At 60.6% G+C, this 16,785-nt stretch carries 12 protein-coding genes; 9 read left to right on the forward strand and 3 right to left on the reverse strand.

The window, feature by feature from the left end; translation table 11 throughout:
- Window positions 1-276: 276 nt before the first annotated feature.
- From dnaQ to ACV8MC_RS22605, 3 genes are all read right to left on the reverse strand, one after another.
- The gene (gene dnaQ / locus ACV8MC_RS22595; RefSeq protein WP_150742734.1) at window positions 277-1,035 is read right to left on the reverse strand and encodes a DNA polymerase III subunit epsilon; all 759 of its coding nucleotides are present in this window, start codon (window positions 1,033-1,035) and stop codon (window positions 277-279) included.
- Window positions 1,036-1,248: 213 nt separating this feature from the next.
- Window positions 1,249-1,719, reverse strand: a complete 471-nt coding sequence (gene rnhA / locus ACV8MC_RS22600; protein ID WP_007910572.1) for a ribonuclease HI — start codon at window positions 1,717-1,719, stop codon at window positions 1,249-1,251.
- Between the two features lie 91 nt (window positions 1,720-1,810).
- Complete coding sequence (locus ACV8MC_RS22605; protein ID WP_041480625.1) at window positions 1,811-2,569, reverse strand: class I SAM-dependent methyltransferase; 759 nt, start codon at window positions 2,567-2,569, stop codon at window positions 1,811-1,813.
- A 66-nt stretch (window positions 2,570-2,635) separates the two neighbouring features.
- Here ACV8MC_RS22605 and gloB point away from each other — a divergent pair, with 66 nt between their 5' ends.
- The 9 genes from gloB to ACV8MC_RS22650 all read left to right on the forward strand — a co-directional run bounded on the left by gloB (window position 2,636) and on the right by ACV8MC_RS22650 (window position 16,761).
- On the forward strand, window positions 2,636-3,403 hold the full coding sequence (gene gloB / locus ACV8MC_RS22610; RefSeq protein ID WP_056786790.1) for a hydroxyacylglutathione hydrolase: 768 nt from the start codon (window positions 2,636-2,638) through the stop codon (window positions 3,401-3,403).
- Between the two features lie 99 nt (window positions 3,404-3,502).
- On the forward strand, window positions 3,503-4,966 hold the full coding sequence (locus ACV8MC_RS22615; RefSeq protein WP_041480626.1) for a transglycosylase SLT domain-containing protein: 1,464 nt from the start codon (window positions 3,503-3,505) through the stop codon (window positions 4,964-4,966).
- A gap of 325 nt (window positions 4,967-5,291) precedes the next feature.
- Window positions 5,292-7,124 carry an extracellular solute-binding protein gene (locus ACV8MC_RS22620; protein WP_056784667.1) on the forward strand — a complete coding sequence of 611 codons (1,833 nt, stop codon included), beginning with the start codon at window positions 5,292-5,294 and terminating at the stop codon, window positions 7,122-7,124.
- Entirely contained in the window at window positions 7,121-8,962 is a 1,842-nt protein-coding gene (locus ACV8MC_RS22625; protein WP_457263548.1) for an extracellular solute-binding protein, read from the forward strand. Before ACV8MC_RS22620 ends, ACV8MC_RS22625 begins: the two co-directional genes overlap by 4 nt.
- A gap of 4 nt (window positions 8,963-8,966) precedes the next feature.
- The gene (locus tag ACV8MC_RS22630; protein ID WP_016774154.1) at window positions 8,967-10,040 is read left to right on the forward strand and encodes a microcin C ABC transporter permease YejB; all 1,074 of its coding nucleotides are present in this window, start codon (window positions 8,967-8,969) and stop codon (window positions 10,038-10,040) included.
- 1 nt (window position 10,041) lies between these two features.
- Window positions 10,042-11,061, forward strand: a complete 1,020-nt coding sequence (locus ACV8MC_RS22635; protein WP_016774153.1) for an ABC transporter permease — start codon at window positions 10,042-10,044, stop codon at window positions 11,059-11,061.
- Between the two features lies 1 nt (window position 11,062).
- Window positions 11,063-12,673 (forward strand): ABC transporter ATP-binding protein, encoded by a 1,611-nt coding sequence (locus ACV8MC_RS22640; RefSeq protein WP_457263551.1) that lies wholly within the window; start codon window positions 11,063-11,065, stop codon window positions 12,671-12,673.
- Between the two features lie 19 nt (window positions 12,674-12,692).
- Window positions 12,693-13,487, forward strand: coding sequence for an enoyl-ACP reductase FabI (fabI, locus tag ACV8MC_RS22645; protein ID WP_003202751.1), 795 nt, complete (start codon window positions 12,693-12,695; stop codon window positions 13,485-13,487).
- The gene (locus ACV8MC_RS22650; RefSeq protein WP_457263552.1) at window positions 13,426-16,761 is read left to right on the forward strand and encodes a hypothetical protein; all 3,336 of its coding nucleotides are present in this window, start codon (window positions 13,426-13,428) and stop codon (window positions 16,759-16,761) included. Before fabI ends, ACV8MC_RS22650 begins: the two co-directional genes overlap by 62 nt.
- Window positions 16,762-16,785 lie beyond the last annotated feature (24 nt).

Below are 16,785 nucleotides of genomic sequence, written 5' to 3' on the forward strand. Positions count from 1 at the left end.
TGACGCAGCCGACGCTGTCGACCTTACCGTCGCGATGGATGATTGCCAGCGCAAATTTCAACTCTTTGTACATGAGACTCAGTGTCCTGAGGCGGCAGATTTGCACCTGACCAGTGCAATCAGGGTAGAGGGTTGTGGCGAATGTGGCGAGGGTGGCAACTTGGCTCCATGTCGCCAAACGCAAAAAATCGCTGCCTTCCTGGTCCCTACTATGGAATGCAATCCCCGTAGGAGCTGCCGAAGGCTGCGATCTTTTGATCTTTGATCTTCAGGTTTTCAGACCTGTGCATCAGCCTCGGCAATCTGCGTCCACAACGCCGGCGCTCCTGCCGATTTGGCGATGATTTCCAGCCGCACCAGATGCGCCGCCAGTTCTTCTTCGGTCGCCCGGATGATGCGTGCTGGCTGGCGATCGACCGGCAGGCGGCGGATTTCGGTAGCCGAGTTGTCGGCGCCCTCGCCCGTGCCATTGCCGTCAGACGCGTTGCCAGCCAGCGACAGGCTGGTCTGGCCGCCGGTCATGGTCAGGTAGACGTCGGCGAGAATCTCCGAGTCGAGCAAGGCGCCGTGCAGTTCACGGCCGGAGTTGTCGACGCCGTAACGTTTGCACAACGCGTCGAGGCTGTTGCGCTGCCCCGGGTGACGTTCCCGGGCCATTATCAGGGTATCGAGGATGGTGCAATGCTGGGTGATATCGGCGCGATCGTGCTGGCCCATCAAGGCGAATTCGTTGTTGATGAAGCCAACGTCGAACGCCGCGTTGTGGATGATCAGTTGCGCGCCCTGGATGAACTCGAAGAACTCATCGGCAACTTCGGCAAAGCGCGGCTTGCCGACGAGGAATTCGTTGGTGATGCCGTGCACACCGATCGCGCCTTCGTCGCTCTCGCGATCCGGTTGCAGATAAACGTGGAAATGCCGGCCCGTCAGGCGCCGACCGATCAGTTCGACGCAACCGATTTCAATGATCCGGTGACCATCGGTCACCGGCATGCCGGTGGTTTCGGTATCGAGTACAACGGATCTGGTGGCCATCAGTGCTCAGCTCTCAACGGGTCAATCGTGCAAAAACGCGGATGTTAACACGCTCGGCGGGGTGTTTCAGTCGGACCGTGGCGCAGACCGTGGCGGGTCCTTCGCGAGCAGGCTCGCTCCCACATTGAATGCATTCCAATTCAAGGCCTGGAATACATTTCCCTGTGGGAGCGAGCCTGCTCGCGAACGGCCACGCCACGGTTAGAAGCGAAATCAGCTCTGCTTGTAACCACGCACTTCGTCAACGCCACGATTGGCCAGTTGGTCAGCCCGCTCGTTACCGTGATGACCAATGTGCCCGCGCACCCATTTCCAGGTGACTTTGTGGCGATTGACCTGCTCGTCCAGCTCTTTCCACAGGTCGGCATTCTTTACCGGCTCTTTCGCAGCCGTTTTCCAGCCGCGCTTCTTCCAGTTGGCCATCCACTCGTTGATGCCTTTCATCACGTATTGCGAGTCGGTGACCAGCAGCACTTCGCAGGGGCGCTTGAGCGCTTCGAGGCCACGAATCGCGCCGAGCAGCTCCATGCGATTGTTGGTGGTGTTGGCCTCGCCGCCCCACAGTTCCTTTTCGACGCCCTTGCACACCAGCAGCGCGCCCCAGCCGCCGGGGCCGGGGTTGCCCTTGCAGGCGCCGTCGGTGAACAGTTCTACGGTATCGACGCTTTCCACGCTTTCGCTCATGCCAGTCTTTCCAGAAAAAATGCCTGTCCTGCCAATCACGGATCGACAATGACCGCGGCCGGGACAAGCCCGGCCACAAATAAAAGAAGATTTACGGTTCGATGCGGCGGCGGTTGACCTTGGCCATCGGCAGCGGAATCAGCTTGCCCATCGGCTCGCGGCGTTCCTGGCGCAACGGCCTGAGCCCCACCACGATCTTGCGCGCCACCAGCAGATAGAAGCCGCCGCCAGACAATTGCCAGTCACCGGCCTTGCGTTCCCAGCCGGCCAGACGGTTCTGCCACTTGGGTGACGCGAGCGGCGGACGATAGCACCCGAAGCGGCGTTTCTCCAGCGCGAAGCCCAGCAGATTGAGCCAGTCGGCGACCCGCGACGGCGAGATGCAGCGCGCCTTGCGCAGGGCATCATTGGCGAAGAAATGCCGCAGCCCCCAGGTGCTCCAGGGGTTGATGCCGATGATCAGCAGATGCCCGCCGGGGCGCACGCTGCTCGCCGCTTCACGCAGCAAGCCGTGGGGCGACAGGCAGAAATCCAGGCCATGCTGCATCACCACCACGTCGGCGGCGTGCTCGCTCAACGGCCAGGCCTGCTCTTCGCAGACGATCTCGACCCCGGGCAACGGCGCGCCAAGACGCACGTTGCGCTGCACTTGCGGCGCGGCCGGCGGGGTTTCGGCGGACGGCCCGTAATGCACCAGATAACCGCCGAAGAAGCGGCCGAGCTCGTCATCGAGCATGCGCCGCTCTTCATCCAGCAGAAATTGCCCGAGCGGCCCCGACAGCCATTCGCGGGCGGCGCTGATCAATGCCAGCCAGTCGGGATCGGCCTGAGCGAACGCTTTATCGGTCATGTCATTCTCCAACGCGCCAGGAACTACTAAGATGCGCCAATGTTTTCTGCTTGGCGAATTCCGACGATGATACAGATCAGTGCCCTGCCCGCGTTCACCGACAACTACATCTGGTTGTTACAGGATCATCAGACCCAGCGCTGCGCGGTGGTCGATCCGGGCGACGCCACCCCGGTGCAGGCGTGGCTTGACGCGCATCCGGGCTGGGTGCTCAGCGATATTCTGATCACTCACCATCACCATGACCATGTCGGCGGTGTCGAGCGCCTGAAAGCCGCGACCGGCGCCAAAGTCTACGGTCCGGCCAGCGAAAGCATCCCGGCGCGCGACGTAGCGCTCAAGGACAACGACAGCGTCAGCGTGCTCGGCTGGGACTTCGACGTCTATGCGGTACCCGGTCACACCCTGGGGCACATCGCCTATTACCACCATGGTCTGCTGTTCTGCGGCGACACCCTGTTCGCCGCCGGTTGCGGCCGGCTGTTCGAAGGCACACCCGAGCAGATGTACCGCTCGCTCAGCCGTCTTGCGGCCCTGCCGGAAGATACGCTGGTCTACTGCACCCATGAATACACCTTGAGCAATCTGAAATTTGCCGCCGCCGTCGAGCCGGGCAACCCGGAAGTCGCCGCCCGTCTGGAAAAGGTCACGCAGCAACGGCAGAACGGCGTGATGACATTGCCGTCGACTTTGGCCCTGGAAAAGCTTACCAATCCGTTTTTACGCACTTCTGAAACATTGGTTACACAAAAAGTGGACGAACGGGAAGGCGCTCAAAACCGGGCGCCGAGCGAGGTATTTGCGGCTCTGCGGGCATGGAAAGACAAGTTCTGACAAGCGCGCCGGCCGGGACAAAAATTCTCAATGGTTGACCGCAGGGGGTGCGCTTTCTAGAATCGCCCGACATTTTTGCCCGGAACTTACTTCCAGCCAATGTCGTCATCCATACGTAAGTCCGTCAATTCAGATGCTTTGACCCGCCTGGCGCAAGCCATCGCGGTGGCTGTGTCCGCCACGCTGGCGGGTTGCTCCAGCCACGCTCCGCAGACTGAAGCGACGCATACGCCGAACATTGCTGCGCGAGCCAAGCAGAAGCCGATCTGGCTGACCGAGAAGCCCACTCCCGTGGCGCCCCAGGACATCTGGGAACGCATGCGCCAGGGCTTCCAGTTGCAGGAAGGCCTTGGCGTCAATCCGCGCATTGAGCAACAGCGCCTGTGGTTCGCCAGTAACCCCTCTTTTCTCGAGAATGCCGGCGAACGCGGCAGCCTCTACATTCATTACATTGTCGAACGCCTCGAAGAGCGCAATATGCCGCTGGAGCTGGCCCTGCTGCCAGTGATCGAGAGCGCGTACAACCCGATGGCCTACTCCCGCGCCGATGCGGTGGGCCTGTGGCAATTCATTCCGTCCACCGGGCGCTACTTCAACCTGCGCCAGACCCGCTTCTACGACGGTCGTCGCGACATTACCGCCTCGACCACGGCCGCGATGGATTACCTGACCCGCCTGCACGACATGTTCAACGGCGACTGGCTGCTGGCGCTGGCAGCCTACAACGCTGGTGAAGGCACCGTCAGCCGGGCGATCGAGCGCAACGAAAAGCTCGGCCTGCCCACCGACTACTGGAACCTGCCGCTGCCGGCGGAAACCCAGGCCTATGTGCCGAAGTTGCTGGCACTGTCGCAAGTGGTACTGGCGCCTGAAGCCTATGGCGTCAACCTCAACCCGATCGCCAACGAACCGTACTTCCAGGTCGTCGAAATCAACCAGCGCATGGACCTGTCCAAGGTCGCTGCGGTGGCGAACATCGATGAAGACGAACTGTTCCAGCTCAACCCCGCGTTCAAACAGCGCACCACCATCGACGGTCCGCAGCACTTGCTGGTGCCGACGTCCAAGGCGCAACTGCTGACCGCCAGTCTGCAGACCATGCGCCCGGACGAACTGATCAGCCCGCGCTCGCTGAAACCGGTGTTCGAAGGCGCCGATCCGTCGGAAGTGGCGCAGCTCAAACGTGCTTATCGGGTCAAGCGTGGCGACAACCTCGGCTCCATCGCCAAGGCCAACAAGGTCGAAGTCAAGGATCTGCAGCGCTGGAACAAGCTGACCGGCAAGAATCTCAAGGTCGGCCAGACCCTGGTCATGCAGGACAACACCAAGCGTGCCCCGGCGCGCAAGTCCGGCCGGGTCAACACCGTGGTCGCGGCGAATACCAAGACCAAAGGCAAGGACGAGAGCAAGCAGCAGACCCAGTACAAGGTCAAGCGCGGCGACACCCTGTATGTGGTGGCCAAGCGGTTCAACGTCGAGATGCAACATCTCAAGCGTTGGAACCCGGGTGCGGGCAAGGCGTTGAAGCCGGGGCAGATGCTTACGGTTTATCAGCCGCACTGATTGAAGAGCCTCTGATATTTCAGGGGCTTTTTTTGGATGAAGTTTTTGTGGTGTGCTTTAGATCCATCCCAGCCCTCTCCCCCAGGGGGGAGAGGGGGAAAGGGAGCCGATCGGGGGCTTTTCAGAAACTGACTTCGACTCGGTATCGCACGTCGGTGCAATTCGCCCAGCCACCACGATCAGTCCCCTCTCCCTCCGGGAGAGGGTTAGGGTGAGGGGCTCTTCGCGCAAACGATTAACCCGGCATTAACCCGCATCTTTTTCCTGTCCAGACAAGCTGTTACTGTACGGCCCACAAAGCCCAAGCCGCTGGATCGGATCTGACTTGAAGCGTGCCCTCTCCCTGCTCCTGATCAGCCTGGCCTTGAGCTCACCCGCAAGCGCGACGATTACCGAAAGTCATGGTTATGCGCAGTTCGGCACGCTCAAGTACCCGGCCAGATTTACCCACTTCGACTGGGTCAACCCGCAAGCGCCCAAAGGCGGTACGTTGCGGGTGATGGCGTTCGGCACCTTCGATACGGTCAATCCGTACACTTTCAAGGGCACCAGCCCGGTCACCACAGCGAACTTCCTCCAGTACGGTATCAACGAGCTCAACGAGCCGCTGATGGTCGGTACCGGACAGTATTCGCCGTCCGGCGACGAGCCGGCGTCGAGCTACGGTTTGATCGCACAATCGGTGGAGTACAGCGAAGATCGCAGCTGGGTCGTCTTCAATTTGCGCCCCGAAGCACGCTTTCACGACGGCGCGCCGATCACCGCCTACGACGTGGCGTTCTCCTATCGAACGCTGCTCAAGGACGGTCATCCGCTGTATCGCACGGCCTTGCAGGAAGTGCTACGGGTCGACATCCTCAACAAACAACGCATTCGTTTCGTGTTCAAGCGCTCGGGCAATCCGCTGCTGATCCTGCGCCTTGGCGAGTTGCCGGTGCTGCCGCAGCATTACTGGAAAGACCGCGACTTCAAAGCCACCACCTTCGAACCGCCGCTGGGTAGCGGGCCGTACCGCATCACGTCGGTCACGCCGGGGCGGCAGCTGATTTTCGAGCGGGTCAAGGATTACTGGGGCAAGGACCTGCCGGTCAATCGCGGCAAGTACAATTTCGATCGCATGGAAGTCGAGTTCTACCGCGACAGCGATGTCGCCTTCGAAGCGTTCAAGGCCGGTGAGTTCGACATCTACATCGAGCATCAGGCGAAGAACTGGGTCAACGGCTACAACTTCCCTGCTGTACGTCGTGGCGAGGTGATCAAGGCGCAGATCCCGCATCAGATCCCGACCCAGACTCAGGGCCTGTTCATGAACAGCCGCCGCGCGACCTTCGCCGATGTCAGGACGCGCGAAGCGTTGGGCCTGATGTTCGATTTCGAGTGGACCAACCGTGCGCTGTTCAGCGATGCCTATAAACGCACCAGCAGCTACTACCCCAACAGCGAATTCACTGCGTCCGGCCTGCCGGTCGGCCATGAATGGCTGATGCTCAAACCCTACAAGGAGCAACTGCCGGCCAGGCTGTTTACCGAGCCGTTCACCCTGCCGAAAACCGACGGCCGTGGCATTCCGCGCGAGACTATGCGCAAAGCCCTCGCCCTGCTCGCCGAGGCCGGTTGGAAGCTCCACGGCCAGCGCCTGCAAGACAAAGACGGCCAACCGCTGCGTTTCGAACTGCTGCTGGTCAACCCGAGCCTGGAGCGGCTCTATCAGCCGTACATCGAAAACCTCAACAGCATCGGCATCGACGCGCGCCTGCGCACCGTTGATCGTGCGCAATACAAACAGCGCCTCGATCAATTCGATTTCGACATGATCTCGATGACACTGGGCCAGACCCTGAGCCCGGGCCTTGAGCAGTGGCAGTACTTCCACTCCAGCCAGGTGAACGTCAAGGGCAGCAAGAATTACGCGGGCATCGCCAACCCGGTGGTCGATCACCTGCTCGAACAATTGCTCGCCGCGCGCACCCGCGACGAGCAGGTCGCCGCCGGCAAGGCGCTCGACCGCGTGCTGCTCTGGCAGCACTACAGCATTCCCAACTGGTACCTCAATTATCACCGTCTGGCCTACCGCAACCGGTTGGCCTTTGTCACCACGCCGCCCTACACCCTGGGCCTGAGCGCATGGTGGCTGAAGTCTTCGGAGAAAGATAGATGAACGCTGTTCGCACCCTGCTCGTGCAGGCCGGCGGCTTGCTGTTCGCCGGGCTGGCCTGGGCCGCCCCGCAACACGCCGTGACCCTGTACAACGAGCCGCCGAAATACCCGGCCGATTTCAAGCATTTCGATTACGTGAACCCTGATGCGCCCAAGGGCGGTGTGTTTCGTCAGGCCGGTTTCGGCGGCTTCGACAGCCTCAACCCGTTCATCAACAAAGGCGTGCCCGCCGATGACATCGGCCAGATCTACGACACCCTGACCAAACACAGCCTCGACGAGCCGTTCACCGAATACGGCCTGATTGCCAGCAAGATCGAGAAAGCCGACGACAACAGTTGGGTGCGTTTCTACCTGCGCCCGGAAGCACGCTTCCACGACGGCCACCCGGTGCGCGCCGAAGACGTGGTGTTCAGCTTCGAGACGCTGACCAAGGAAGGCTCGCCGATGTTTCGCGGCTATTACAACGACGTCGCCGAAGCCATCGCCGAAGACCCGTTGAAAGTGCTGTTCAAGTTCAAGCACAGCAACAACCGCGAGCTGCCGCTGATCCTCGGCCAGTTGCCGGTCCTGCCGAAACACTGGTGGGCCAGTCGCGACTTCAACAAGGGCAATCTGGAAATCCCGCTGGGCAGCGGCCCGTACAAGGTCACCCAAGTGAAGGCCGGCCGTTCGGTACGTTACGAGCGGGTCAAGGATTACTGGGGCAAGGGCTTGCCGGTCAACCGTGGCTTCTACAACTTCGACACGATGACCACCGACTATTACCGCGACAACACCGTCGCCCTCGAAGCGCTGAAGGCCGGGCAGTTCGATTACTGGTTGGAAATGACAGCGAAGAACTGGGCCAGCGCCTATAACGTTCCGGCGGTCACCGAGGGGCGTTTGATCAAGGAACTGATCCCCAACAGCAACCCGACCGGCATGCAGGGCTTCGTCTTCAACCTGCGCCGCCCGGTGTTCCAGGATGTGCGCGTGCGTCAGGCGCTGGGGCTGCTGTTCGACTTCGAATGGACCAACAAGCAATTGTTCAACGGCGCCTATGTGCGCACCCGCAGTTACTTCGAGAACTCGGAAATGGCCGCCACCGGCCTGCCCGACGCCGAGCAACGGAAGATCCTCGAACCGTTTCGCAGCAAACTGCCGGCCCAGGTGTTCAGCGAAGCCTTCGAAAATCCCAAGACCGACGCCAGCGGCATGATCCGCACCCAGCAGCGCGAGGCGTATCAACTGCTGCAAGAGGCCGGCTGGAAAATCGTCGATGACAAAATGGTCGACGCCACTGGCAAACCGGTGGTAATCGAATTCCTCCTCGCCCAGACCGAGTTCGAACGGGTGCTGCTGCCGTTCAAGCGCAACCTCAGCGACCTCGGTATCGATCTGGTGATCCGCCGCGTCGACGTCTCGCAGTACATCAACCGCGTTCGCTCGCGGGACTTCGACATGATGGTCGGCAGTTTTCCCCAGTCCAACTCGCCGGGCAACGAGCAACGCGAGTACTGGATGAGCGCCGCCGCCGACAAACCGAGCAGCCGCAACAGCATGGGCCTCAAAGACCCAACCGTTGACCAACTGGTGGAAAGCCTGATCAACGCCGACTCGCGCAAAAGCCTGGTTGCCCACGCTCGCGCCTTGGACCGGGTGCTGCAATGGGGCTACTACGTGGTGCCGAACTGGCACATCAAGAGCTGGCGCGTAGCTTACTGGAACCACATCGGCCACCCGAAAACCTCGCCCAAGTACGACATCGGCATCAATACCTGGTGGGTCAAGCCTGACGCCAAGCCTGCCGTAGAAGTCAAAACCCAACTGCAAGCCGACCCTGCGGGCACGGAGTAATCAGATGCTGGCGTATATCTTTCGGCGACTGCTGCTGATCATCCCGACCCTGTTCGGCATTCTGCTGATCAACTTCGTGATCATCCAGGCCGCGCCCGGCGGGCCGGTCGAGCAGATGATCGCCAAGCTCGAAGGTTTCGAAGGCGCCACCAGCCGGATTGCCGGCGGCGGTGCCGAAGTGGCGGTGGCCGGCTCGTCCTACCGTGGCGCGCAGGGGCTGGATCCGGCGCTGATCAAGGAAATCGAGCACATGTACGGGTTCGACAAATCGGCCCCGGAACGTCTGTGGATCATGGTCAAGAACTATGCGCAGCTGGATTTCGGCGACAGTTTCTTCCGCGACGCCAAGGTCATCGACCTGATCAAGGAAAAGATGCCGGTGTCGATCTCGCTGGGGCTGTGGAGCACACTGATCATGTATCTGGTGTCGATCCCGCTGGGCATCGCCAAGGCCACGCGGCACGGCAGCCACTTCGATGTCTGGACCAGTTCGGCGATCATCGTCGGCTATGCGATCCCGGCGTTTCTGTTTGCGATCCTGCTGATCGTGGTATTTGCCGGCGGCAGTTATCTGGACTGGTTCCCCCTGCGCGGGCTGACTTCGAACAACTTCGATGAGCTGAGCCTGGGCGGCAAGATCCTCGATTACTTCTGGCACCTGGCATTGCCGGTCACCGCACTGGTGATCGGCAACTTCGCGACCATGACCCTGTTGACCAAGAACAGCTTTCTCGACGAAATCAACAAGCAGTATGTGGTCACCGCCAAGGCCAAGGGCCTGACCCGCCATCGCGTGCTCTACGGGCATGTATTCCGCAACGCCATGCTGCTGGTGATTGCCGGTTTCCCGTCGGCATTCATCGGTATCTTCTTCACCGGTTCGTTGCTGGTGGAAGTGATCTTCTCTCTCGATGGCCTCGGCCTGATGAGTTTCGAGGCGGCGATCAACCGCGATTACCCGGTGGTGTTCGGCACCCTGTTCATCTTCACCCTGCTCGGGCTGGTGGTGAAACTGATCGGCGATCTGACCTACACCTTTGTCGATCCGCGTATCGACTTCGCCAGCCGGGAGCATTGAGATGAACCTGTCCCCTCTCAACCGCCGGCGCTTCGAACTGTTCAAGGCCAACAAGCGTGGCTGGTGGTCGCTGTGGCTGTTCCTGATTCTGTTCGGCCTCAGTCTGGGCGCCGAACTGATCGCCAACGACAAACCGCTGGTCGTGCATTACGACAACAACTGGTATTTCCCGGCGATCAAGCGCTATCCGGAAACCGCGTTCGGCGGCGAATTCCCGCTGGAAGCCAACTACAAGAGTCCGTACATCCGCGAACTGCTCAAGGCCAAGGACGCGTGGATTCTGTGGGCGCCGATCCCCTACAGCTACCAGAGCATCAACTACGACCTGAAAGTCCCGGCGCCGGCGCCACCCTCGGCGGACAACCTGCTGGGCACCGACGATCAGGGCCGCGACGTGTTGGCGCGGGTGATCTACGGTTTCCGCATTTCCGTGCTGTTTGCGCTGACGCTGACCGTGCTGAGTTCGATCATCGGCGTGATTGCCGGTGCCCTCCAGGGCTTTTATGGCGGCTGGGTCGATCTGGCCGGGCAGCGTTTTCTCGAGATCTGGTCGGGGCTGCCGGTGCTGTATCTGCTGATCATCCTTGCCAGTTTCGTCCAGCCGAATTTCTGGTGGTTGCTGGGCATCATGCTGCTGTTCTCGTGGATGAGCCTGGTCGATGTGGTGCGCGCCGAGTTCCTGCGCGGGCGCAATCTGGAATACGTGCGCGCCGCCCGCGCGCTGGGCATGCAGAACGGCGCGATCATGTTCCGCCACATCTTGCCCAACGCCATGGTCTCGACCATGACTTTCATGCCGTTCATCCTTACCGGCGCCATCGGCACCCTGACCGCGCTGGACTTCCTCGGCTTCGGCTTGCCGGCCGGCAGTCCGTCGCTGGGCGAACTGGTTGCCCAAGGCAAATCCAACCTGCAGGCGCCATGGCTGGGCATGAGCGCGTTTGCCGTACTGGCACTGATGTTGAGCCTGCTGGTGTTTATCGGCGAGTCCGCTCGCGATGCCTTCGACCCGAGGAAGTGAAATGAATCAGGACAATCTGATCGAAGTGCGCGACCTCGCCGTCGAATTCGGTTTCGGCGAGCGCGTGCACCGTGTGGTCGAGGGCGTGAGCTTCGATATCAAGCGCGGCGAGACCCTGGCACTGGTCGGCGAATCGGGCTCGGGCAAATCGGTCACGGCGCATTCGATCCTGCGCCTGCTGCCCTACCCCATGGCGCGGCATCCGGCCGGCAGCATCAATTACGCCGGGCAGAACCTGCTGGATTTGAGCGAGAAGACCATCCGCCATATTCGTGGCAACCGCATCGCCATGATATTTCAGGAGCCGATGACCTCGCTCAATCCGCTGCATTCGATCGAGAAGCAGATCAACGAAGTGCTCGGCATCCACAAGGGCCTGAGTGGCAAAGTGGCGACCAAACGCACGCTGGAGCTGCTGGAAATGGTCGGCATTCCCGAGCCGCACAAGCGGCTCAAGGCGCTGCCCCATGAATTGTCCGGCGGCCAGCGGCAACGGGTGATGATCGCCATGGCCCTGGCCAACGAGCCGGAATTGCTGATCGCCGACGAACCGACCACGGCGCTGGACGTGACCGTTCAGCTGAAAATCCTCGATTTGCTCAAGGATCTTCAGGCTCGATTGGGCATGTCGCTGCTACTGATCAGTCACGATTTGAACCTGGTGCGAAGAATTGCGCATCGCGTATGTGTCATGCAGCGCGGTTGCATCGTCGAACAGGCATCGTGCGCAGAGCTGTTCCGTTCGCCGCAGCATCCGTACACTCGGGAATTGCTCGGCGCGGAGCCCAGCGGCGGCCCGGCGAGCAATGAAATCGGCGCCCCGCTGCTCGAAGTCGAGGACCTCAAAGTCTGGTTCCCGATCAAGAAAGGCCTGCTCAAACGCACGGTGGATTACGTCAAGGCAGTGGACGGCATCAATTTCAGCCTGCCTCAGGGCCAGACCCTGGGGATCGTCGGCGAAAGCGGTTCCGGCAAATCCACCCTCGGTCTGGCGATTTTGCGGCTGATCGGCAGCAAAGGCACGATCCGCTTTGAAGGCAAGCAGCTAGACTGCCTGACGCAGAACGAGATTCGCCCGCTGCGGCGGGAGATGCAGGTGGTGTTTCAGGACCCGTTCGGCAGCCTGAGCCCGCGCATGTGCGTCAACGACATCGTTGGCGAAGGCCTGCGGATACACAAGATGGGCACCGCGACCGAACAGGAAGCGGCGATCATTGCGGCATTGAAGGAGGTAGGTCTGGATCCGGAAACCCGGCACCGCTACCCCCACGAATTTTCCGGTGGGCAACGGCAGCGAATCGCCATTGCCCGGGCCTTGGTGCTGAAACCGGCGCTGATCCTGCTGGACGAGCCGACTTCGGCGCTCGACCGGACGGTGCAGCGGCAAGTGGTGGAGCTGTTGCGTTCACTGCAAGCCAAGTACAACCTGACGTATTTGTTCATCAGCCATGATCTGGCTGTCGTCAAAGCGCTGAGCCACCAACTGATGGTGGTCAAGCATGGCCAAGTGGTCGAACAGGGAGACGCGCAAAGTATCTTTGCCGCCCCCCAACATCCGTATACACAGCAGTTGCTGGAAGCCGCTTTTCTGGCACCAGCCACTGCGCAATAACCTGAAAGAGGAGCAACACATGGGTTTTCTCGCCGGTAAGCGCGTACTGATCGTCGGTGTCGCCAGCAAGCTGTCCATCGCATCCGGCATCGCTGCCGCCATGCATCGCGAGGGCGCTGAGCTTGCCTTCACTTATCAGAACGACAAACTCAAGGGTCGCGTCGAAGAGTTCGCACAAGGCTGGGGTTCGAGCCCTGAGCTGTGCTTCCCGTGCGACGTGGCCAGCGATGAAGAAATCGCCAAGGTCTTCGAAGAGCTGAGCAAGAAGTGGGACGGTCTGGACTGCATCGTGCACTCCGTCGGCTTCGCCCCGGGCGACCAACTGGACGGCGACTTCACCGAAGCCACCACCCGTGAAGGTTTCCGCATTGCTCACGACATCAGCGCCTACAGCTTCGTGGCCCTGGCCAAGGCCGGTCGCGAAATGATGAAAGGCCGCAACGGCAGCCTGCTGACCCTGTCGTACCTGGGCGCCGAGCGCACCATGCCGAACTACAACGTGATGGGCATGGCCAAGGCCTCGCTGGAAGCCGGCGTCCGTTACCTGGCCGGTTCCCTCGGTCCGGACGGCACCCGCGTCAACTGCGTATCGGCTGGCCCGATCCGCACCCTGGCCGCTTCCGGCATCAAGAACTTCCGCAAGATGCTGGCCGCCAACGAAGCGCAGACTCCGCTGCGCCGCAACGTCACCATCGAAGAGGTCGGCAACGCCGGCGCCTTCCTGTGCTCCGACCTGGCGTCGGGCATCAGCGGTGAAATCATGTACGTCGACGGCGGCTTCAACACCACCGCGATGGGCAACATCGAAGAGTGATCTTCCTGTAGCCGATAGAAAAACCCGCCGGATCCGGCGGGTTTTTTTATGCCTGCAGAAAAGCTCGCCCAACTACATATGTACCGCCAACCACCCTGCCCTGCCTTTGATACTCGGCGCTCGATGCTTATCAGCCGCCAGGGAGGCGCAGATGGACGACACACCGGTACACGAACAGACGCTGATTCACAATCTCATCGCAGAATTGACCGCCGTACCGGTGGTCAGCGCCGCCACACCGGCGCGCACGCTGGAGGTTCCCCGTGCATGCCGGCTGCGCGAATGGATGGAGCTTTACTGGAGCGCCCTCGAACGCCCTGAATTTCTCGATTGGGCCAGTGGCTTTAACATCGATCTGGACACCCTGCAGATCAAGGGCGATACCCTGCAAGCGCAATCACCCTCGAACGGCTCCAGCGATGTCCGCACGTTCACGCTGGAAGATGATTCGGGCTGGTGGCAGATGGCGCCGATGCTGCTGTCGATTTCCCAGCGTATCGATCCTGCGGGGCTGGGCCTGCCCTACATCGGCGGTAAATCCGCCAACCCGCTGTATCGGTTTCCACGGCAAGTGGTGCTGGCGTTCTACGGTTACCCGGAACCGCAAAACCAGATTCAGGCCCGAGTCATCCTCGCCGAGCTGAAGAAAACCGGGCTGGCGGCCATCAATGAAAACGGCCAGAGCACGTCGGCGCTAGTGAAGGAACGCAACGCGCAACTGGAAGACTTTCGGGCGATCGCCGATCGAATCGATGAAGTGTTGCTGGCGAGCGACCCTTTCGAGCAGCGAGGCTTTCTCGACACGCCGGTAACCCTCACTTCGGCCTCTGTTTCTGCACCCGCCAGAGGGCCGCGCCTCAAACTGGGCGAGCTTCTGGGCCGCTATGAGTTTGCGTTGCCGCAAGATGCTCGCGAAGCCAGGGCACTTGCGCAACGCCTGCGCCAGCAAAGCTGGCCGGCGCTGCCCTACGTCAGCGATTACGTGCAAAGCAACGACCCCATCCGCAGTTATCGTGAAGAATTTGGCGCTCTGGAAGATAACCGGCACATCGTGCGACGCCTTGAAGCGCTGAGCTGGAACAAAGCGCCCAAGGCCAAGATCGATTACGAGGAAATCAGCGAGCCCCATCCGGATTCCGCGCTGGCGGGACGGATGAAGTATGGCCAGCGTCAACTGCAGACACTCAGCGCCGATGAGGATTTTCAAGCCATCCTGCAGCAGCACGGACTGCCCGCCGACAGTCAGTTGCTCGTCACCGAATCCGGTCATGTCGGTACTGCCAGCGTAAAAGGCTGGGTCACCCTGACGGCGCAGGTGGAAAAACAGGCTGATCTGAAACTCTTTCGCGACCAGCTCAAGGCCAATGCAAGCAAAGCCGGCGGCGCCCTGCGCTCAAGCGGTAAAGTCACCCTTGGGCAAATGTTGCGCTTCTACAATCTGCTTTTGCCGAACACTGTCGAGCAAGCCCTCGCGCTGGTGAAATGGTTCAGGATCAATCTGCACACCCGCCCCGGGCATATGAATCACTGGTATCTGCTCGGCCAGCCGTGGACACAAACCGAACGGTTCACGGCGCAACAGCGTCAGAGCATCATCGACACCACACAGGCGTTTTTACCCGTAGACTCGCCGCCGTTGATCGACTACCTCAGTGAGGGTGTCGATACCGATCTGCCGCTCAAAACGCTCCAGGCAAAAGCCGACTACCTGATCAGCCGTATTCTGATCACACCGCGCGCGCAAACGCTGGGCAATCTGCTGGTGAAGACTCTGGGCGCTCCGGCGCAGGAGAAACGCCTGCTGGCCACCAACCGCGATCGCCTGTTGCTCGCTGCATTGATTCTCAGCCTGGAGCCGAACGCGGGTGAGGATTTGAACCGTATTGTCGAGCAACGTCTGGAGGGGCGTGATTTCTGGGGCGACAGCTATGACGAGGTACGCCGCTTCATTGATCGGCAGCCCGCTCTTGCATCGGTCAAAAACAAGACGTTGGCCACCCATCTGTTGTTGTCCGGTATAGCGCCGGAGTTTCTGACCCGGCATATTCCGCCATCACTCTGTTACATGAGCTGTTCGCGTTGGGTCAGGCTGAAGCAGGTCGTGCTGTATATCGAAAGCCAAATGCCGGGTGTGGCACGCCTGATGAGCTATGAGCAACTGAGCCAACTGACCAAAGGCCCGGCCCCCACGCACTTCTACAAATTCCTGCGCGAGGATTCCTGTGCCTCACTGGTCGTTGACTGGGCGGTTGCCAGAGGGCTGATCCAGCGCAACGCCGAATTTCCGGTGACTGTTTATGACGCCACGACGCTGAAGCAGGCCGATGTCCTGTTCCGCAATCACAATCGCCTGTTGAACGATCTTTATCGGCGGGCGTTCCTTTCGGCACCGCCCACTCCCGTCACGGTTGCCCTGGCCGATCTGCGCAAGGTGTTCAGCGATTCCCCCTACCTCACGGAGAAGGCGCTGTTTGTTGCAGACGCCAACCCGCAGACCTTTTCAGCGCATTACTCGCTGAGCGAATTGCATGTCGCCGGCAAGCTGACAGGGAAGCTGGCGGGATGGCAATCGAGCAATGCACAGTTGCAACTGGCCCCCATGCTTGCCTCGTTGCCCAGACTGCACAATGTGGCGACCTACTTCCATGCGGCACTGAGCGCACGCCTGAGGCAAATGAAGGACGCACATATCGCATTTCTCAAGGAAGCGTTCTGTCGCTTGCCGTTCGCGCAGCGAATCGACATCGAAGACCACGAGCTGGAACTGCTCGCCCTGCGGCCAGTATCGGCAGCCACGGACAAGCTGGCTGACGCCAGCACTGCGCCATTCGGCATCTTGGCGCTGCTGCGTGGGAGTCCAGCCAGAGTCTTCGAGATTTTCACTGGCAGGAATGAAGTGGTGCTGCGTCGCGATATCGACCTTGCATTACTCAAACCATCGGGGCCGAATGATGCGGCGAAATCGCTGCCCGTCGACGCCGAAGCCTACAGGCACGGCTCCCAGCCTCGCTTGAATGCCACTTGTAACGCGTTCATTACTCGCCTCGATATTCAGGGCGCCCCCCTGGCGCAACAGGAGCGCGCCGCCGTGCCCGATACCTTCGCCTCCAACACAGTCAACGCCATCGCCAGCACTGCCGTCAGGCATCTGTTCGATGCTTTCAAAGCGCAAGCCTTGCAAGACGCATTGCGCGTGCCCGAACTCGAGGATGCCGCTGCCAGTGACGAGAAATGGCTGGCGTTTTACCAGAAGCTGAGCCCGCCCAAGCGCTGAGCACTGGCGAATCCGGCGATAGAT

The organism is Pseudomonas sp. PK-RTE-24, assembly GCF_054052265.1.